At 72.2% G+C, this 19,543-nt stretch carries 17 protein-coding genes and 1 pseudogene; 12 read left to right on the top strand and 6 right to left on the bottom strand.

Going from position 1 to position 19,543, the window contains the following annotated elements; genetic code table 11:
* Positions 1–6: 6 nt before the first annotated feature.
* Positions 7–873, bottom strand: coding sequence for a LysR family transcriptional regulator (locus CLV56_RS18665; protein ID WP_039348132.1), 867 nt, complete (start codon positions 871–873; stop codon positions 7–9).
* 360 nt (positions 874–1,233) lie between these two features.
* Between CLV56_RS18665 and CLV56_RS21280 the strand changes: the two are divergent.
* Positions 1,234–1,809, top strand: a pseudogene (locus CLV56_RS21280) (EamA family transporter); the annotation flags it as partial.
* A gap of 29 nt (positions 1,810–1,838) precedes the next feature.
* Here CLV56_RS21280 and CLV56_RS18655 read toward each other — a convergent pair.
* Complete coding sequence (locus CLV56_RS18655; RefSeq protein ID WP_100415427.1) at positions 1,839–2,492, bottom strand: class I SAM-dependent methyltransferase; 654 nt, start codon at positions 2,490–2,492, stop codon at positions 1,839–1,841.
* Between the two features lie 155 nt (positions 2,493–2,647).
* On the opposite strand from CLV56_RS18655, the gene CLV56_RS18650 reads away from it, so the two are divergent.
* The gene (locus tag CLV56_RS18650; protein ID WP_039348015.1) at positions 2,648–4,084 is read left to right on the top strand and encodes a M1 family metallopeptidase; all 1,437 of its coding nucleotides are present in this window, start codon (positions 2,648–2,650) and stop codon (positions 4,082–4,084) included.
* A 36-nt stretch (positions 4,085–4,120) separates the two neighbouring features.
* Here the strand turns inward: CLV56_RS18650 and CLV56_RS18645 are convergent, their stop codons facing one another.
* Positions 4,121–5,143 carry a zinc-binding dehydrogenase gene (locus tag CLV56_RS18645; RefSeq protein ID WP_100415426.1) on the bottom strand — a complete coding sequence of 341 codons (1,023 nt, stop codon included), beginning with the start codon at positions 5,141–5,143 and terminating at the stop codon, positions 4,121–4,123.
* A 147-nt stretch (positions 5,144–5,290) separates the two neighbouring features.
* Here CLV56_RS18645 and CLV56_RS18640 point away from each other — a divergent pair, with 147 nt between their 5' ends.
* Positions 5,291–6,196 carry a helix-turn-helix transcriptional regulator gene (locus CLV56_RS18640; protein WP_039348021.1) on the top strand — a complete coding sequence of 302 codons (906 nt, stop codon included), beginning with the start codon at positions 5,291–5,293 and terminating at the stop codon, positions 6,194–6,196.
* Positions 6,197–6,241: 45 nt separating this feature from the next.
* Here CLV56_RS18640 and CLV56_RS18635 read toward each other — a convergent pair whose 3' ends face one another.
* Positions 6,242–7,126: an aldo/keto reductase gene (locus CLV56_RS18635; RefSeq protein WP_039348023.1), complete on the bottom strand. Its 885-nt coding sequence runs from the start codon at positions 7,124–7,126 to the stop codon at positions 6,242–6,244.
* 105 nt (positions 7,127–7,231) lie between these two features.
* Positions 7,232–7,951: a GntR family transcriptional regulator gene (locus CLV56_RS18630; protein WP_039348026.1), complete on the bottom strand. Its 720-nt coding sequence runs from the start codon at positions 7,949–7,951 to the stop codon at positions 7,232–7,234.
* A 183-nt stretch (positions 7,952–8,134) separates the two neighbouring features.
* Here CLV56_RS18630 and CLV56_RS18625 point away from each other — a divergent pair, with 183 nt between their 5' ends.
* Genes CLV56_RS18625 through CLV56_RS18610 form a run of 4 tightly spaced genes read left to right on the top strand, consistent with a single transcriptional unit; the run spans position 8,135 to position 12,223 of the window.
* Positions 8,135–9,418 carry an MFS transporter gene (locus tag CLV56_RS18625; RefSeq protein WP_039348029.1) on the top strand — a complete coding sequence of 428 codons (1,284 nt, stop codon included), beginning with the start codon at positions 8,135–8,137 and terminating at the stop codon, positions 9,416–9,418.
* A gap of 17 nt (positions 9,419–9,435) precedes the next feature.
* Positions 9,436–10,455 (top strand): phosphoglycerate dehydrogenase, encoded by a 1,020-nt coding sequence (locus CLV56_RS18620; RefSeq protein WP_100415425.1) that lies wholly within the window; start codon positions 9,436–9,438, stop codon positions 10,453–10,455.
* Positions 10,452–11,837, top strand: a complete 1,386-nt coding sequence (locus tag CLV56_RS18615; RefSeq protein WP_039348032.1) for an acyclic terpene utilization AtuA family protein — start codon at positions 10,452–10,454, stop codon at positions 11,835–11,837. The genes CLV56_RS18620 and CLV56_RS18615 overlap by 4 nt, the downstream gene beginning before the upstream one ends.
* A complete protein-coding gene (locus CLV56_RS18610) occupies positions 11,834–12,223 on the top strand; it encodes a DUF4387 domain-containing protein (protein ID WP_100415424.1) in 390 nt (129 codons plus the stop codon). The genes CLV56_RS18615 and CLV56_RS18610 overlap by 4 nt, the downstream gene beginning before the upstream one ends.
* A 54-nt stretch (positions 12,224–12,277) precedes the next feature.
* On the opposite strand, the gene CLV56_RS21275 is transcribed toward CLV56_RS18610, so the two are convergent.
* On the bottom strand, positions 12,278–12,622 hold the full coding sequence (locus CLV56_RS21275; protein ID WP_245857990.1) for a nucleotidyltransferase family protein: 345 nt from the start codon (positions 12,620–12,622) through the stop codon (positions 12,278–12,280).
* 212 nt (positions 12,623–12,834) lie between these two features.
* Between CLV56_RS21275 and CLV56_RS18600 the strand changes: the two genes are divergently transcribed.
* From CLV56_RS18600 to CLV56_RS18580, 5 genes are all read left to right on the top strand, one after another.
* Entirely contained in the window at positions 12,835–13,494 is a 660-nt protein-coding gene (locus CLV56_RS18600) for a VOC family protein (RefSeq protein ID WP_245857989.1), read from the top strand.
* On the top strand, positions 13,491–13,934 hold the full coding sequence (locus CLV56_RS18595; RefSeq protein ID WP_157805224.1) for a nuclear transport factor 2 family protein: 444 nt from the start codon (positions 13,491–13,493) through the stop codon (positions 13,932–13,934). The genes CLV56_RS18600 and CLV56_RS18595 overlap by 4 nt, the downstream gene beginning before the upstream one ends.
* Positions 13,935–14,009: 75 nt before the next feature.
* The gene (locus CLV56_RS18590) at positions 14,010–14,858 is read left to right on the top strand and encodes an alpha/beta fold hydrolase (RefSeq protein WP_039348035.1); all 849 of its coding nucleotides are present in this window, start codon (positions 14,010–14,012) and stop codon (positions 14,856–14,858) included.
* A gap of 1 nt (position 14,859) precedes the next feature.
* Entirely contained in the window at positions 14,860–17,712 is a 2,853-nt protein-coding gene (locus CLV56_RS18585) for an ATP-binding protein (RefSeq protein ID WP_211288196.1), read from the top strand.
* A 131-nt stretch (positions 17,713–17,843) separates the two neighbouring features.
* The gene (locus CLV56_RS18580) at positions 17,844–19,499 is read left to right on the top strand and encodes a carboxylesterase/lipase family protein (protein ID WP_100415422.1); all 1,656 of its coding nucleotides are present in this window, start codon (positions 17,844–17,846) and stop codon (positions 19,497–19,499) included.
* The last annotated feature ends 44 nt before the right edge of the window (positions 19,500–19,543 follow it).

Raw genomic sequence — 19,543 nt, 5'->3', positions numbered from 1 at the left:
GCCGGGTCAGGGTGGGTCGGCCGAACCGATGATCGCGCGGACCAGGGTCGCGAGGTCCTCGACGGCGGGGTGCGGCGGCGGGTCGGTCCAGGCGACCCGGACCGGAAGCGCAGGCGCGTCGGTCAGCGGGACGAAGGTGACGCCGGGGAAGGTGTGCAGGCTCGAGGTGGCGGCGGAGGTGACGCCGACCGCGTGCCCGGAGGCGATCGTCGCGAGCCAGTCCTCGGTGTCGCGGGTCGAGACGATCTCGGTCGGGCGCGCGTCCGACGGCCACAGCTGCGGGGTCGTCGAGCCGGACACGGGCGTGATCGCGATCGTCTCCCGCGCGAGCTCGCCCAGCGTCAGCCCGGCCCGACCGGCCAGGTCGCTGTCGGAGGGCACGGCGGCGTAGCGCTGCTCCTGCCCGACCAGCTCGACGTGCAGCGCGCTGGGCACCCGGTCGCCGCGGATCAGCGCGAGGTCGAGGTCACCCTTGGTCAGCGCGTCCACGACGTCGACGAACCGCAGCAGCCGCAGCGGTGTGTCGGGGTGCGCCGAGTCCCACTGCCGCAGGAGGTCCGCGGTGTGGGGGCCGAGCGCGGACCAGGCGTATCCGAGCCGCAGGGGCCAGGCGCGCAGCTGCTCGGGATCGAAGGCGGCGTCGGCCGCGCTCAGCGCCACCGCTGCGCGTCGCGCGAACGCCTCGCCGGCAGGAGTGAGCGCGAGGTGGTGGGTGGAACGGTCGATCAGACGGACGCCCAGGTGACGCTCGATCTGGCCGAGCGTGCGCGAGACGACGGGCTGGGTGAGGTGGAGTCTGCGGGCCGCACCCGTGATCGTGCCCTCGTCGACGATCGCGAGGAAGCACCGCAGATGCCGCAGCTCCATGCTCATGCTCGCCAAGCATAACCGCAGGAAGATCAGCATTTCCGATCCGGATCAGAGGTTCGTACGGTCGGTCGCGTGGCACTCCTTCCTGCATCGTCGCCGGGTCCTGCGACTCCCACGGCTGCCGTACGGGCCCGACCGGACCGGTCGAGCGTCGCGGTTGCGCTCGTCGTCGGTGGCGCGGTGTCCCAGCAACTCGGTGCGGCGGTCGCCGTCGCGCTCTTCCCCGCCGTCGGGGCTGCGGGTGCGGTCGCGCTGCGGCTCGGGTTCTCGGCGCTGGTCCTGCTGGTCGTGTGCCGACCGCGCCTGCGCCACGACCGGGGCGACTGGTCGGTGGCGGCGGGCTTCGGTGCCGGGATCGTCGCGATGAACGTCTGCTTCTACCAGGCGATCGAACGGATCCCGTTGGGCCTCGCGGTGACGATCGAGCTCCTCGGCCCGCTGACCCTGTCGGTCGTGCTCGACCGCCGCGCCCGCGCCTACGCCCTCGGTGCGCTCGCCCTCGCCGGCGTCGTGCTGATCGGCGCTCCCGGGGTCGGCGGTGGAGAGGGTGGCGACTGGGATCCGCTCGGGGTCGCCTTCGCGCTGGGCGCCGGTGCGGGCTGGGTCGTCTACATCCTCACGTCGGCCAGTGCCGGACGGCGGTTCGCGCGTGGGGAGGGCCTGGCGCTCGGGATGGCGGTCGGAGCACTCGTCTCCCTCCCGCTCGGCCTGACGGTGGCGGGTCCGAGGCTGCTCGAGCCGTCGGTCCTGGCACTCGGCGCGGCCGTCGCGCTGCTGTCGACCGCGCTTCCGTACGCGCTGGAGATGGCCGCGCTGCGCCGGATCCGGGCGTCGGTGTTCGCGATGCTGATGAGCCTGTCACCTGCGATCGCCGCGCTGGTCGGGTTCGTGGTGCTCGGTCAGGAGCTGAGCGGGCTGGACGCCGCCGGGATCGCGCTGGTCGCGGGTGCGAGCGCGGCGGCAGCGCGTCAGCGCAGGCGGGTCGCGCGCCAGAGGTTGTCGGCCCGGATCCCGGGGACGCCGTCGGGGGACACCGACGGCTTCTCGACGGCCTCCACGGTGTCGATCCGCCAGTCGTCGCCGAGCGCGAGCACGTCGAGCACCTCCTGAATCGTCGGGAAGGTCGCGTGGAACGGGTGGTCCTCCTCGCGTGCCCACGACGGCCATCCGGCGTGCATCACGACGAGCAGCGTGCCGCCCACAGCGACCGCGTCGGCGGCTCGGCGCAGCACGCCGTCGGTGTCCAGCGCGACCGGCGACTGGAGGAACTGCGCGCTGACCAGGTCGTACGAGCCGTCGGGGAAGGTCTCGCCGAGCACGTGCCGCTCCCAGGTGATCCGCTCCGCCACCCCGGCATCGGTCGCGTGGGTGGCGGCACGGTCCAGGGCGACCTGGGCGATGTCGATGCCGGTCACCTGCCAGCCGCGGCTCGCGAGCCAGACCGCGTCGGCGCCTTCGCCGCAGCCGAGGTCGAGTGCGGTCCCGGGGGAGAGGTCGGACGCCTCCCGCACGAGCAGCGGGTTGGGGTTCCCGCTCCAGATCCGGTCGCTGTCGCGGTAGCGATCCTCCCAGAACGCGGTCGGGTCGGTCGTCGGATCGGGGTGCTGGTGCGTAGCCGACATGGGGCTCCTCGCGTGCTCGGCGGCTGTGCCGGTGGGTGGACGTGTTCCAGCATGCCGTGGCATCCCCGATCGGGCCCGCGACCTTGCCAGTGCGGCAAGCGCGTGGTTGTGAAACTCGAAACGCGAACGTCATCGAACGGGTCTACGGTCAGGGCATGCGTCCGTTGCGTCGTACCGCCCTCGCCGTCACCGCCGCCTGCTCCGCGCTCTGCCTCGGACTGGCCGGGGCCGTCGCCCCGGCTGCCGCCGGACCGCCGTCGTTCCTGCAGCCGCAGCCCGGTGGGTCGTCGGCGGGCGACCCGTACTTCCCGCTGCTCGGCGCGACCGGCTACGACACGCTGACCTACCATCTGAAGCTCGACTACACCCCGGTCGACGCGGCGAGCGGCGACCTGGACGCGGTCGCTCTGATGACGTTGCGCCCGGACGTGACGCTGTCGTCGTTCAACCTCGACCTGCGCGGGCTCGACGTGTCGTCCGTCCGGGTCAACGGCCTCGAAGCCGAGTTCACCCACGAGTACGGCGAGCTCACGGTCACGCCGAGGTTCCCGCTGCTCAAGCGGGTCCCGGCGGTCGTGAAGGTCACCTACGGCGGGACGACCGGGCAGCCGCGGGACCTGGGCGGCTCGCTGTACGGGTGGGTCTCCACCGCCGACGGCGCGATGGTCGTGAACGAGCCCGACGGCGCACCGACGTGGTATCCCGTGAACGACGACCCGAACGACAAAGCGGTCTACACGTTCGCGATCACGGTGCCGGAGGGCAAGGCGGCGATCGCGAACGGCGTCCCGGTCGGTCAGCCGCGGACCCGTGACGGACGGACCACCTACCGCTGGTTCGAGTCGAAGCCGATGGCGAGCTACCTGTCGACCGCGACGATCGGCGACTTCGACATCACGACGACCGACGGCCCGAAGGGCCTGCCGATCATCGACGCGATCGACCGCGACGTCACGCCGACGAACCGTACGACCAGCGAGGCGTCGTTGGCGAAGCAGGGCGACATGATCGCGTTCTTCACCGACCACTTCGGCCCGTACCCGTTCGACTCCGCCGGGGGCATCGTCGACGACGACTCCGTCGGGTACGCGCTCGAGACGCAGTCGCGCGCGGTCTACTCCCGGGTCGCCCGCGAGGGCACGGTCGCGCACGAGATCGCACACCAGTGGTACGGCAACACGGTCTCGCCGCACCGCTGGGCCGACATCTGGCTGAACGAGGGCTTCGCAACCTACGCGGCGTGGATGTGGGCCGAGCACTCCGGTGGCACGACGGTCGCGGACAGCGCGGCGTCGGTCTACGCGATCCCGGCCGACAACGCGTTCTGGGAGACCGTCATGGCCGATCCCGGCCCGGTGGACCTGTTCGCCGGTGCCGTCTACAGCCGCGGCGCGCTGACGCTGTACGAGCTGCAGCAGACCATCGGCGAGAAGGACTTCGCGAAGCTGCTCAAGGCGTGGCCGCGGACCTACCGGTACGACGCCGCGTCGACCGCGGACTTCATCGCGCTGGCGGAGAAGATCTCGAAGCAGGACCTGGACGAGTTCTTCGAGGTCTGGGCCTACACGCCGGAGAAGCCGACCAGCTGGTGACCCGCGAACCTGACCTCCTCGCACGGGCCGGGGCGGTCAGGGCCGGACGAGGACCTTGAGCGCCTCTCGGTCGTTCATCGCGCGGTAGCCCTCGGGCACACCGTCGAGGTCGACGGTCCGGTCGAAGACGCGACCGGGATCGACCGTCCCGTCGAGCACGTCGGGGAGGAGCCGCTCGATGTACGCCCGTGCGGGCGCCGGTCCGCCGGTCAGGGTCACGTTGGGTCCGAACAGCGAGGCGAAGCCGATCGGAGCGTCGGCGTACTGCGGGACGCCGACGCGGCTGATCGTGCCGCCGGGCCGGACGACGCCGACGGCCATGTCGTACGCGGCGCGAAGGCCCACGGCCTCCAGGACGACGTGCGTGCCGTCGCCACCGGTGAGCTCGCGGACCGCCTCGATCCCGGCCTCGCCGCGCTCGGCGACGACGTCGGTGGCGCCGAAGTCGCGGCCGAGGTCCGTGCGGTCCTTGTGGCGGCCCATGAGGATGATCCGCTCGGCGCCGCGTTGCTTGGCCGACAGGACGGCGAGCAGGCCCACGGCGCCGTCGCCGATCACCGTGACCGACGTGCGTGCGTCGACGCCTCCCTGGTGGGCTGCGTGGTAGCCGGTGCCGTACACGTCCGACAGCGTCAGCAGGGACGGCAGGACGGCCGGATCGACGTCGGACGGGACCTTCACCAGGGTGCCGTCGGCCTGCGGCACGCGGACCGCCTCCGCCTGCGCCGCACTGAAGAAGCCACCGTGCCGGCACGACGTGTGCAGGCCCTCGCGGCAGAAGTCGCAGGTCCCGTCGGACCAGGCGAACGGGGCGATCACCAGGTCACCGGGTGCCACCCCGGCCACCGAGGAGCCGGTCTCCTCGACGACGCCCACGAACTCGTGACCCATCGGCGTGCCCTGCTCGGAGGCCGGCATGCCGCGGTACGGGTGCAGGTCCGACCCGCACACGCACGCGACCACGACGCGGACGACGGCGTCGGTCGGCTCCTCGATCGCCGCATCGGCGACGGTCTCGACGCGGACGTCGCCGGCGCCGTACATGAGTGCTGCTCGCATGGAAGGTCTCCTCGTGGGTGGTCGTTCGTTGGACGGGGTCGCCGTCCGTGTCCAGACAACCCCTCTTTCGCTCGCTGCGGGAGTCACGGGTCTTCCGGGTACCAGCAGTGCTCCCCACGTCGGCGCAACCCGACCTACCGTGGAGCCATGGCATCGATGGATCTGCGCAACGAGATCCGTGAGTTCCTCAGCTCGCGGCGCGCCCGCATCACCCCCGAGCAGGCCGGGTTGCCGGCGTACGGGGGGACGCGGCGCGTCAAGGGCCTACGCCGAGAGGAGGTCGCGATGCTCGCCGGAGTCTCGGTCGACTACTACGTGCGGTTGGAGCGCGGAGGACTCGCCGGGGCGTCCGAGAGCGTCCTCGATGCCGTCGCGAACGCGTTGCAGCTCGAGGACGCCGAGCGGGACCATCTGTTCGCGCTGGCCCGGGAGGCGGGGGCGAGCGGTGCGCGACGTACGCGCAAGGAGCCGAAGCAGGTGCGCCCCGCGGTTCAGCAGGTGCTCGATGCCATCACCGACGCTCCGGCGTGGGTACGCAACGGACGGCACGACATCATCGCCATGAACCCGCTGGCGCGAGCGCTCTACGCACCCGTCTTCGAGGACCCGCGGCGCCCGGCGAACACGACGCGCTTCATCTACCTGCATCCCGAGGCCGCGCGCGAGATGTTCGTCGACTACGACGTGATCGCTCGCGACGCGGCTGCGATGCTGCGGCTGGAGGCGGGGAGCAACCCGCACGACAAGGCGTTGATCGAGCTGGTCGGCGAGCTGTCGACCCGCAGCGAGTTGTTCCGGCAGCGGTGGGCGTCGCAGGACGTGCGCTACCACCGCAGCGGGCGCAAGCGCCTGCGCCATCCGGTGGTCGGTCAGCTCGATCTCGACTTCGAGGCGATGGAGCTGCCGTCCGAACCGGGCCTCCAGCTCAACGTCTACACCGCGCCCGTGGGGAGTCCGACGGCCGACGCGTTGAAGCTCCTGGCGTCGTGGGTCGCGACCCACGACGCAGCGGAGGAGGTCTCCGACCCCGCTGGGTCGGACCGCCGCGGCTGACCTTCGGTGCTGGACCTGAGGATCGGTCGGTTCGTCGCGTGAGGTCTACGCCTCCGGGATCGGCATCCCGAAGGTCTCGAGGGTGATGTCCTCCGGCTCGGGGCCGCCTCGCACCCCCGTGTCGAGGGCGTCGATCGCGGCCAGCTCGCCGGCGGAGAGCGCGAAGTCGGCCACGTCCACGTTCTCGCGGATGCGCGACGGCGTGACCGACTTCGGGATGACCTGGCGGCCCTGCTGGAGGTGCCACCGCAGCATCACCTGGGCCGGCGTGCGGGAGTGCTCGGCCGCGATCGCCAGGATCGTCGGGTCCTCGAGGGTCGAGCCGTGCGAGCCGTCGCGGTAGAACGTGATGCCGCCGATCGGCGACCACGCCTGGTTGACGATCCCGCGCTCGGCGTCGTACGCGAGCAGCTCCGACTGGCGGAAGTACGGGTGCACCTCGATCTGGTTCACCGCCGGCACGATCTCGGTCGCGTCGAGCAGCCGGTCGAGGTGGGGCGGCATGAAGTTGCTGACGCCGATCGCGCGCACCGAGCCGTCGGCGAGCAGCGTCTCCAGTGCGCGGTAGGCGCCGATCGTCCGATCGAACGCGCTCGGCAGAGCCTGGTGCAGGATCAGGAGGTCGATCTGCTCGATGCCGAGCTTGCCCGTGCTCTTGTCGAAGGCGTGCAGGGTCTCGTCGTACCCGTAGTCGCTGATCCAGACCTTCGTCTCGACGAACACGTCGTCGCGGGGGAGGCCTGAGCCGCGCAGAGCGGCCCCGACGCCGCGCTCGTTGCCGTACGCCGCCGCGGTGTCGATGTGCCGGTACCCGGCGTCGAGCGCCGTCGCGACTGCCGTCTCGGTCTCGTCCGGCGGGGTCTGGTAGACGCCGAACCCGAGGCCCGGCATGGTCACGCCGTTGTTCAGAGTGATCTCGGGAATGCTCATGGCTTCACGCTAGACACGCTCCCCGGCCCAGGGCAGGTCCTGCGGAGACCGGGACTGCCAGGACCTCCCTGATCCGAGCCCGACGCTCGGCGCGAAGGGCGCGGCTCAGGTCCGCGGCGAGCCGGCCAGGAGGTCCGCCAGGCCGCCGCGAGCGTCCTCGGTGACGAGCCGCTCGGCGTCCTCCTCGTTGCCGTCGCGCAGCGCGCCGACGAGTGCGCGGTGCAGGGCGTAGCGCTCGAGTCCGAACTCAGCGTCGAGGTGCACCGCGTCCACCAGACGCGAGCGGCGCTCCGGCCACGAGAACACCCGGGCCTGGTCGAGCAACCGGACCAGCACAGGGTTGTGCGCGCAGGCGTCGACGCCGGCGTTGAACCGCTGCATGGTGTCGAGCAGCTGGTTGAGGTGCCGGTCGATCGCATCGCCTACGAGGTGACGCTGGCGCAGCACGATGAGCAGGTCGTCGGCGTCGTCGAGGATCGCGTCGAGCGTGTCGAGCTGGTCGGGCGTCGCATGGCGCGCGGCGAACCGCGCGACCATCCCGCGCAGCGCGACCTCGACCTCGGCGAGGTCGGTGATCGCCAGGTCGCCGATCTGGGCGACCTCGACCGTCCGCGGGCCGGTGCGCTCCAGCAGGCCGTCCTGCTCCAGGCGGCGGATCGCCTCACGGATCGGGGTCGGGCTCACCGACAGGCGCTCGGCGAGACCACGCTCCGTGACCTTCTGCCCCGGCCGCAGCTCGCCGGTCGCGACGGCAGCGCGGATCGAGCGGTACGCACGGTCGGCCAGCGTCTCGGGCGCCAGCTGGGTGGAAAGCTCTTCGGGCACGACCTCACCTTAGTCGAAACGCAATGGCAAATCCCTGATGCACCTCTTGACAGTTTTGCTATAGCAAAATAGCGTGACGCAGGCCACACGGCGACCGGTCCACCTTGCGTACGGGTCACGGCGTGCCGCGTTCGAGGGACGCGGTCGGTGGTGATCCATGACCATGGCGTTGAGGAGCAACGGATGACGACGACGGCGGCGACACCCCGGTCGCAGCGCTCGATGGAGCGGCGCATCACCTTCCTGGTGGCGCTGGCCGTGTTCGCCCAGGAGTCCACCTGGAACTTCTACGACAGCCAGGTCCCGGCCCTGCTGCGCGACCACCTCGCGAGCGCCGCGCTGATCGGCCTGTGCATGGGCATGGACAACCTGCTCGGCATCTTCATCCAGCCCTGGATGGGCAACCGCTCGGACCGCACCCGTACGTCGTGGGGCCGGCGGATGCCGTACCTGGTCGTCGGGATGCCCATCGCGGCACTGCTCTTCCTGCTGATCCCGCACGCGGCCGGCACGCTCGCGACGCTGCTCGTCGTGATGTTCGCCTACGCGCTGGTCGCGAACTCGTTCAAGCCCATCGGCGAGTCTCTGATGCCCGACTTCATCGCGCCGGAGCGTCGCAGCCGCGCGAACGCCGCGGTGAAGATCGCGTCGGCCATCACCGTGATCGTGGCCGCCCTGATCAGCCTGCTCGTGGTCGACGACCACCCGGACCTGGCGTTCGCGATCCCGTCGGCGCTCATGCTGATCTCGATCGCCGTGCTCGCCGCGACCGTCCGCGACAGCCGCTCCCCGGCGTACCAGCAGGCGCTCGCCGAGGACGCCGACCCCGACCGCAAGGACGCCGCGCACGTGCGGGTCCGCGAGACGCTCGGCGAGATCGTGCGCGACACCGACCGCAGCCGACTGCTGATCATCTTCGCGATCTTCCTCTTCGGCGGGGCGTGGGCGGCCTCGCGCTCCCTGGTGACCCCGTACGGCATGGAGGTCCTCGACCTCACCCGCGGCCAGGCCGGCGGGCTCACGCTGCCGGCCGGGATCGCCTACATCATCGCCGCCTACCCGATGGCGCTGATCGCCGAACGGATCGGCCGGCTCAAGGTGATGATCATCGGGATGGCGATCTTCGCCGGCGGCATGATCCTCGCGACCGTCGTGCAGACCCCGGCCGGCACCGTGACCGGCCTGTGCATCGGCGCGGCGGGCGCGTCCGGGTTCATGATCAACGCCGTCGTCGTCCTGTGGAACCTCGCTCCGTCCGCTCGTGTCCTCGGGACGTACGCCGGGCTGCACACCGTGGGATGGGCGACCGGCGGGTTCCTCGGTCCCGCGATGATCGGCGCCGTCGTCGACGTCACGAGCTGGTCGTGGATGCTGCTCGACATCGCCGTCCTGACCGCGCTCGCGATCCTGGTCGTCGTCAAGGTCCAGTCCGCCCAGCGGCAGCGCGCCGACGGACGCGCGCTGTGATGCCCGAAGGAGATCCCGTGCCCCGCGTCCTCATCACCACCGACTACCTGTGCCCCGGCGACGACGTCGACGCGTACCTGCGCGCCGCCGGGATGGACACCGTCCACCTGCCGATGCGCGGAGCTCGGGACCCTGAGGAGCTCGCCGCGGCGCTCGAAGGGATCGACGCCGCCCTGATCGCGAACGAGCCGATGACCGCCGACGTCCTCGGCCGCGCCGACCGCCTCCGTGCGGTCGTACGGACGGGTGTCGGGTACGACTCGGTCGACGTCGAGGCGGCAGCCCGGCACGGGATCACGGTGAGCAACCTGCCGGGGATCAACGCGAACGCGGTTGCGGAGTACACGCTCGGCCTGCTGCTCGCGTCGGCCCGCCGCCTGGTCGCGAGCGCGGCCGGTGTCGCCGCCGGCGGCTGGCCCCGCGAGGACGGGCACGAGCTGCGCGGCGCGACGCTCGGGCTGGTCGGCTTCGGCGCGTCGGCGCGTGCGGTGACACCGCTGGCGCGGGCGTTCGGGATGGAGGTGCTCTGCACGACGCAGGTGCCGCCGGACGAGCGGGGTGACGTCGCCGGGGAGGTCAGCTTCGTCGGCCTCGAGGAGCTGCTCGCGCGCTCGGACTACGTGTCGATCCACACCGCGCTCAACGACCGCACGCGTGGCCTGATCGACGCCGACGCGTTCACGCGGATGAAGCCGAACGCGATCCTGATCAACACCGCACGCGGGCCGATCGTCGACGAGCAGGCACTGGTCGACGCCGTCCGTGACCGTCGGATCGCCGGCGCGGCGCTCGACGTCGTCGCCGCCGAGCCGCTGCCACCGGACAGCCCGCTGCGCGACGTCGACGGGATCGTCGTCTACTCCCACATGGCCGGCCAGACTGCCGAGGCGCGTGCCGCCGCCGGGATGCGCGGCGCGGAGGAGATCGTCGCGGCCCTCGCCGGACGACCGCGCTCGAGCGTGAACCAGCACCTGATCGACGCGGCGCCCCGTACGGCCGCCGCCGACGCCCTCACTGCAGGAGGACAGCCCTCATGAGCACCACCCACGACCGTCCCGCCGACTCCGTTCGCGTCTTCGCGCCGACGGGCATGCTCGGCGCCGGGTTCGCGGAGTCGACGGTCGAGCGCGCGCTCGCGCTCGGCGCCGACGTCATCTCCGTCGACGGCGGATCGACCGACTCCGGGCCGGCCTACCTGGGCGCGTCGAAGCCCAAGACCACCGCGGCCGCGGTCGCTCGCGACCTACGGAGCCTGCTGAAGGCGGCGGCGCGCGCCGACATCCCGCTGATCGTCGGATCCTGCGGGACGAGCGGGACGGACTCCGGGGTCGACTGGGTCGCCGGGCTCGCCGCCCAGGTGATGGCCGAGGAAGGGCTCGACCTTCGGGTCGCCCGGATCTACAGCGAGCAGAGCGCCGTCGACCTCAAGGAGCACCTGTCGGCCGGACGCATCCACCCGCTGCCGCCGCTCGGTCAGCTCACCGCCGAGACCCTGCAGAGCTGCACGCACATCGTGGGGGCGATGGGCCACGAGCCGATCGTCGAGGCGTTGCAGTCCGGCGCCCAGGTGGTCTTCGCCGGCCGGGCGACCGACACGGCGATCGCCGCCGCGTACCCACTGATCAAGGGGATGCCCGCCGGCCCGACCTGGCACATGGCCAAGATCGTCGAGTGCGGCGGGCAGTGCACGACCAACCCACGTGCCGGAGGCGTGCTCGCGACGGTCGACGCGCAGGGGTTCGAGATCGAGCCGCTCGACACCGACGCCGCCTGCACGCCCACCTCCGTCGCCGCGCACATGCTGTACGAGACGGTGAACCCGTTCCGGATGCGCGAGCCCGACGGTGAGCTCGACGTCAGCGACGCGACCTACGTCGCGCTGGACGATCGGCGGGTGCGCGTCGAGGGGTCGCGGTTCCACGTCGCCGAGCAGCACACCATCAAGCTCGAGGGTGCGCGGCTGTCGGGCTACGAGACGATCTCGTTCTCGGCGATCCGCGACCCGCTCGTGCTGGGCGACCTCGGTCGCTGGTCCGCCCTGATGCGCACGATCATCACCGAGCGGGTGGGCCAGACGCTCGGCCTGTCGACCGACGAGTACGCCTTCGACCTGCGGCTCTACGGGCACAACGCGGTGCTGGACGAGCTCGAGCCCGAGACCGGGCCGCCGCGCGAGGTCGCCGTGATGCTGCTGGTCAGCGCGGCCGACCAGGCCACCGCCACGGCGGTGGCGAAGGTCGCGAACCCGCTCATGCTGCACCTGCCCACGCCCGACATGGACTACCTGCCGAGCTTCGCGTTCGCTACGTCGCCGGCCGAGATCGAGCGCGGTGCGGCGTACGAGTTCGTGCTCAACCACGTGGTCGAGTCGCCGACACCGACGAGCCTGTTCCGGATCGAGATGGGGGAGACCCGATGAGCGAGACCACCGTTCCCGAGGCCGCCGCGGTGGAGACCGTCGCGCCGGACTCCGTCGCACCAGAGTCCGTCGCCCTGGGCGAGCTCGCCCTCGAGGTCCGCTCGAAGAACGCCGGCCCGTTCTGGGTCACGATGGAGCTCTTCATGCGCGACGCGGCGTCGTACCGGCTCGCGGCCGACGAGGCGTACGTGAGCGAGCAGGTGATCGCGCACCTCTACCGGGTGGATGCCGACGACGTGCAGATCTTCCGGATCCCGTCGCTGAACGTCGTCAAGATCTCGTTCCCGCGGCCGATCAGCCAGGGCTCGCTGCGCGATCGCGACATGCACGCCGGGCAGCACCACGTACCCCTGGCACTGGTGCGCGTGCCGCGACCGGAGGCGTGAGCCGGTACGACGACTGGGCGAGCGCGTCCTCGAGGACCTCGACGTCGCTCCGGGTCACAGCGGGACGGCCTCGGCCTCGATGCGGTCGCGAAACTCAGGACGCACCGCGCTGTCCGGGACCAGATCCACCCGCACGCCGACGAGGTCGCTGATCTTCTGCTCGAGCCGACCAAGGGCCATCAGGCTCATCGGCTTCGTCATCGTGAACAGCAGGTCGATATCGGAGTCGTCGCGATCAACGCCCGTGGCGACCGAACCGAAGACTCGTACGTGACGCCCACCGGCGTCGCGTACGAGCGCATTGATGGCGCGGCGCCGGTGCCGGAGGGCCTTTGCGCGCGCTCGTGCCGCGGAAGTGCAGGAGCCGGGAAACTTCTGGTTGGCTGCGTCCGATCTCATACGCGATCTCGGCCTGCGTCATCCCCGCAGCAGCGGCATCGCGGACTGCCCGCTCCAGATCGAAGCGAGCGCGCGCCCCTCGCTCGTCCGCACGACGACCGACGTGACGCACCCGTCCGGCCCGGGCACGACCCGGGGTGATCACGGGCGCGAGCGCACGTCGGTCGGGGTCATGGTCGAGAGACAGAGCCGACCCACGAGAGGACGCAGCCATGAGCAGCATCGAGATGGAGCGACGCACGACCCGCGATGTCGCCACGGCGACGATGAAGATCGAGGTCGTCGTCATCCCGGTCAGCGACGTCGACCGCGCCAAGGCGTTCTACTCGCGACTGGGGTGGCGCGAAGACATCGACAAGTCCATGAGCGACGACTTCCGCGTCGTGGAGTTCACGCCGCCGGGGTCGCCCACGTCGGTGATCTTCGGGACCGGGCTGACGTCCGCGGCGCCCGGCTCCGTCCGGGGCCTCCAGCTCGTCGTGTCCGACATCGAGGCCACGCGATCCGACCTGGTCGGCCGCGAGGTCGAGGTGAGCGGGATCTTCCACGACTCGGGGGGCGTGTTCCACCACGCGGGTACGGCCGAGCGCGTCGAGGGTCTCGCGCCCGAGCGTCGGTCGTACGGATCGTTCGTGTCGTTCGAGGACCCTGACGGCAACGAGTGGATCGTCCAGGAGGTGACGGCGCGCATCCCGGGGCGGATCCTGTGGACCTCGTTCGGCGACTCCGCCGCGCTGGCGGAGGCGTTGCGGAGGGCGGCCGCGGCCCACGGCGAGCACGAGGCCCGCACCGGACACGAGGACCCGGGGTGGCCCGACTGGTACGCCGAGTACATGGTGCGCGAGCAGGCGGGCCAGGAGCTCCCGACGTGACGACCGGCGACGTCGACCGCCTCGTCGCCGTGCAGGAGCTCCGCACGCTGAAGGCGCGGTACTGCCGCCTGCTCGGGGCCGGCGCCTGGCGCGAGCTGGACCCGCTGTTCGCACCGAACGGGCAGGTCCGCGTCTACGACGTGGACGGGCACCTGACGTACTTCGCCGACGCACCGGACGTGGGCCTGACGCTGAGCCGGCGGCTCGGCGGCGCCCAGGTCGTGGTGCACGCGTTCAGCGCCGAGCTCACGATCGTGTCGCCCACCCGCGCGGACGGGGTCTGGGCGATGGAGGACCACCTCATCTATCCGGCCACCGGCAGCGACCTCGGCCGCCGGGCGCACGGCTTCGGCCACTTCCACGAGACCTACGTGCGTCACGACGGCCGCTGGCTGATCCGCTCGCTCGAGCTGACCCGCATCCGGGTCGACCGGTCGTGACGCCGGACCACCCGGCGGACCCCGTACTGGACCCACCCACCGATCCATCGACCGTCCCACGACAAGGAGATCACCATGGGAACAGTCATCGTCGGTCAGGAGAACTCCACCGACATCGAGATCCACTACGAGGACCACGGCACCGGCCACCCGGTCGTCCTCGTGCACGGCTACCCGTTGAGCGGGGCCTCCTGGGAGCGCCAGGAACGCGCGCTGCTCGCCGAGGGCTTCCGCTGCATCACCTACGACCGGCGAGGCTTCGGGGCGTCGTCGCAGCCCACGACGGGCTACGACTACGACACGTTCGCCGCCGACCTGAAGGCGGTCCTGGACCACCTGGCGCTTGACGAGGACGCCACGCTCGTCGGATTCTCGATGGGGACGGGCGAGGTGACGCGGTACCTGGGGACGTACGGCTCGGAGGGGATCGACCGTGCCGTGCTGATCGGCGTCATCCCGCCGTACCTCCTGCAGACCGAGGACAACCCGAAGGGGGTGCCGGGGAGCGTGTTCGAGGAGATCAAGGAGGCGGTCGTCGCGGACCGCTACGCGTACTTCGACGACTTCTTCGCGAACTTCTTCAACACCGACGTCCTGGCGCCGGAGCGGATCAGCGACGCGGCGCTCCGCAACGCCTTCGGTGTGGCGGCGGGCTCGTCGGCGTACGCGTCGTACGCCTGCGTCGACTCGTGGCTCACCGACTTCCGGCCCGACCTGCCGAAGATCGACGTCCCGACGCTGGTCATCCACGGCACGGCGGACCGGATCCTTCCGTTCGAGGCGACGGCGGCCCGGCTGCGCGACGAGGAGCTGATCGTCGACCTGAGGGTGGTCGAGGTCGAGGAGGGCCCGCACAACGTCTGCTGGACCTTCCCCGAGGAGGTCAACTCGGCGCTGCTCGAGTTCCTCGCAGGACGAGCGTGACGTGAGCGGGCCGCACCCGGCGCCGCCGGAGACTCCGCTCTCCGCCGGGGTCGTGGTGCGTCGGCCGTTCCCGCCGGCGGTCGAGGACGATGCTCCTCGGCTGCTCGGCCGGCGACGCGAGCGCGAGGTCCTCGATCGTCTCGTCGCCAGCCTGCTCGCCGGCCAGAGCCGTGCGCTCGCGGTGCGGGGCGAAGCCGGGATCGGCAAGACCGCGATGCTGGACCACGTCGGCCGCGGCGCCGAGGTCGCGGGGTGCCAGGTGGTCCGGTCGACGGCCGTCGAGTCCGAGATGGAGCTCGCCTACGCGGGAGCGCAGCAGCTCTGCGCGCCGTTCCTCGACCGCCTCGACGAGCTCCCCGAGCCGCAGGCCGACGCCCTGGCGGTGGCGTTCGGCCGCAAGGAGGGAACCCCGCCGGACCGGTTCATCGTCGGGCTGGCCCTGCTCGGCCTGGCGTCGGTCGTCGCCTCCGGGCGGCCGCTGGTGTGGGTGGTCGACGACGCCCAGTGGCTCGATCGTGCGTCGGCCGAGGTGCTGGCCTTCGTGGCACGGCGGCTCGTGGCCGAGTCCGTCGGGCTGGTCTTCGCCGTGCGCGACGGCGTGGGGCACAGGTTCCTGACCGGCGTCGAGGAGCTGCGCCTCGCCGGGCTCGAGCCCGCGATCGCGGGCGAGCTGCTCGACGCGGTGGTCCCAGGCTCGCTCGATGCGGCCGTCCGCGACCGCATCGTGGCCGAGTCCGGCGGAAACCCTCTCGCGCTGCTCGAGCTGAACCGCGGTCGCCGCTCCGACCAGGTCGCCGACGGCCATCCCGTGCCCTCCGAACGGTCGGTGTCGCGCCGCGTCGAGCAGAGCTTCGCGCGCCAGATCGCCGATCTCCCGGCGGACACGCGTCTCCTGCTCCTTCTCGCGGCGTGCGAGCCCGCCGGTGACCCCGTCCGGATCTTCAAGGCCGCCGAACGCCTCGGGGTCGGGCCGGAGGCCGCCGCACCCGCGACGCAGGAGGGCCTGGTCAACCTGGCCGGACACGTTCTGTTCCGCCACCCGCTCGTACGCTCGGCCGCGTGGCACGCCGCGTCGGCGCAGGAGCGGCGGGCGGCGGACCGCGCGCTGGCGGAGGTGACCGACCGCGAGTCCGACCCCGACCGTCGGGCCTGGCACCTCGCCCGCGCCACGGCCGGCCTGGACGAGACCGTCGCGGCCGAGCTGGAGGCGTCGGCCGACCGTGCCCGGGGCCGCGGCGGGATCGCTGCCGGGGCGGCGTTCCGGGCACGTGCCGTCGAGCTCACCCCGGACCCGGCCGTCCGTTCCCGTCGGGCTCTCGCCGCGGCCGAGGAGACCTACCCGGTCGGCTCCGCGCAGGAGGCGCTTCGGCTCGTGGCGATCGCGGAGGCCGGCCCGCTCGGGGACCACGAGCGCGCCCGCGCCGACCTCGTGCGCGCCCACGTCTCGTACGCGACGGCGCGCGGGCGCGACGCGACCGCTCTCTACGTACGGGCTGCCCACGGCCTGGCCCCGCACGACCCGACCACGGCCCGCGAGACCTTCTTGTGGGCGTTCCTGGCGGCACTGTCGGCCGGGCGGCTCGCGCGCGGAGCTGACGTGCGTGACGTCGCGGCGGCCGTCCTGGCCGCCGAGGAGGTAGGGTCGCTGGGAGAGCCGGAGCGTGCGAGCGACCTGATCCTGCACGGCCTCGCCGTCCTGACCACCGACGGGTACGCCGCGGGAGCGCCGGCGCTGCGATCGGCGCTGGACGCGTTGGACGAGGAGACGGTCGAGGACGACGACGCGCTGAGGTGGCTGTGGGTCGGCTGCCTGGTCGCGCGGATCGTGGCCGACGACGCCGCCCTGGCTCGGTTCAGCGAGCGGCAGGTCCGTCTCGCGCGCCGCTCGGGCAGGGTGGCGCTGCTGCCCGTCGCGATGGCTGAGCAGGTGTCGTACGCGCTCCTGGTCGGTGACGTCGCGACGGCCTCCGCCATCGCGACGGATGCCGCGACCGTCGTCGAGGTGATCGGCTCACCGGCCAGCCTCGACCGCTCGGGATGGCTGGCGGCCTACCGCGGTGACCTCGCGGCGACCGATGCGCTGCGGGCGAGCAGGAGCGCCGGCGTGCTCGACCGCGGAGAGGGACAATGGTTCGTCGCGACCGGCTGGATGAGCGCGTTGGTCCGCAACGCCCTCGGCCGCTACGACGAGGCGTTCGAGGCGACCGAGGAGATCGCCGAGCACCCGTACGACCTGGGCCTCGCGCTGTGGTGCGTGGCCGAACGGGCGGAGGCGGCGGTGCGCAGCGCGCGGCACGACCGCGCACGCGAGGCGGTCGATCGGCTCGTCGAGATCGCGGACGGCTGCGGGACGGCCTGGGCCCGGGGCGTCGCGGCGCGCTGTCGCGCGATGCTGTGCGAGGGCGCCGAGGCCGAGACGCTGTACGAGGAGAGCCTGGAGCTGCTCGGGCAGACGTCCGTTCGCACGGCGCTGGCGCGCACGCACCTCGTCTACGGCGAGTGGCTGCGACGGGAGAACCGACGGGTCGACGCGCGCCACCAGCTGCGGCTCGCCCACACCATGTTCACCGAGATGGGAGCCGACGCCTTCGCCGAGCGAGCGCGCCGCGAGCTGGCGGCGACGGGTGAGACCGCGCGCCGTCGGACGCCGGACACGCTGGACGACCTGACCGCCCAGGAGCACCAGATCGCGCGCCTGGCCGCGGCAGGCAGCACGAACACCGAGATCGGTGCGCAGCTCTTCCTGAGCCCGCGCACGGTCGAGTGGCACCTGCACAAGGTCTTCGCGAAGCTCGGTCTGTCGTCGCGTCGCCAGCTGCGCTCGGCTCTCGAGCGCGCCGGCGGGGGAGGGTAGGGACCCGTCGCCGCCGGGCGCACCAGGTCTGCGGCCCGGGCACGGGGGCGTCGCGACCCGGGGGTGAGCACGGGCGCGAGGTGAGCGCGCGAGCGACGACGGTGGAGGCTCCATCACCGAAGGAGCCCATCATGCAGACACAGAAGACAGCACCACCGTCGCGGCGCCCGGTGGCGCTGCGGGTCGGGATCGTGCTGCTCGCACTCCTCGGCGTCGTCGCCGGGTTCTCACCGGACACCGTCGTCCCCGACGCAGCCGCGAACCCGTCGAAGGGCCATGCGCAGCACAGCCACCGCGCCCCGGTGGTCGAGGTCGACGGCGGTCTGCTGCGCGGCACCGTCACCGGGGACGTGCAGGAGTTCCGCGGGGTCCCGTACGCGGCGCCGCCGCTGGGGTCGCTGCGCTGGCGCCCGCCGCAGCGCGTACGCCCGTGGCGGGGGATCCGCGACGCGAGCGCGTTCGGACCGGTCTGCCCGCAGGCGCCTCCGAGCCCGAACGGCAGCAGCGAGGACTGCCTCGCGCTGAACGTGACGGCGCCGACCCGTGCGCCGCACGGTCGTCGGGCGCTGCCGGTGCTGGTCTGGATCCACGGGGGAGGCTACGCGATCGGGGAGGGAGCGGACTACGACGCGACCCAGCTCGCCGCCGAGGGCACCGTGGTCGTCACCATCAACTACCGGCTCGGTCCGCTCGGCTTCCTGGCCCACCCCGCGCTGGCACGCCACCGCGGCGGCGCGTCGGGCAACTACGGGCTGATGGACCAGCAGGCGGCGCTGCGGTGGGTGCAGCGCAACATCGGCCGGTTCGGAGGCGACCCGCGCAACGTGACGATCGCCGGCCAGTCCGCGGGCGGCCTGTCGGTGCTCAACCAGCTGGTGTCGCCGGGCGCGCGCGGGCTGTTCCAGCGTGCGGTCGTCCAGAGCGGGGCGTTCGCGCCGAAGCAGGAGTCGCTCAGGCAGGGCGAGGCCGACGGGCGCACCTTCGCGGAGGCGGCCGGCTGCCCCGAGCAGACGGCCGAGTGCCTGCGCGCCCTCCCCGCGTCGACGCTCGTGGCCAACGAGCCGCTGTCGTACACCCCTGGGATCGTCGACGGCGCCGTGATCCGGGAGTCCGTGGGGTCAGCGATCGCAGCCGGTCGGTTCCACCGCGTCCCGCTGGTCAACGGGTCGAACCACGAGGAGGAGCGGATCTTCACCAACCTGGGGCTCAGCGTCAGCAACGGCGCGACCGTTGCGCTGCCGGGTCCGATCACCGTGGACTCGTACGAGGACGTCATCTCCACGACCCTCGGTGTCTCGGCGCCGAAGGCGGCGGCTGCCGCAGCCGAGTATCCCGTGGAGTCGTACGGGTCGGCGGCGCTGGCGTTCAGCGCGCTGTCGTCGGATGCGAACTTCTCGTGCCCCGCCCTCGTGCTCGACCGGGCTGCGGCGAAGTACGTCCCGACGTACGGCTACGAGTTCAACGACGACACCGCGCCCGAGCGCTTCGTGCCGGACGCGCTCGGCCCGCCGTACGTCGCGACCCACCAGACCGAGCTCCAGTACCTCTTCGGCCTCCCGAACGCGGCTCCCGCGACGCTCACGCCGAGCCAGGAGGCGCTCGCCCGGACGATGAGGAGTGCGTGGGCACAGTTCGCCGCCACCGGATCGCCGTCGACCCGGCAGGGCACGTGGCCGCGCTTCGACGACCGGCGTGAACGGATCCTCTCGCTCACGTCGACCGGTCCCGTCGTCGACGGCACGTTCGCCGAGCGCCACCACTGCGCGTTCTGGAAGGCGTTCGGCTGAGCCGGCGCACACAGGCCCGTACGGGAGGCGTCGTCGCGGGGGTG

The organism is Mumia flava, assembly GCF_002797495.1.
In the GTDB taxonomy this organism is placed as follows: Bacteria; Actinomycetota; Actinomycetes; order Propionibacteriales; family Nocardioidaceae; genus Mumia; species Mumia flava.
Note: the sequence above shows the minus strand (reverse complement) of the source record. Positions and strands in the feature narration are given on the sequence as shown.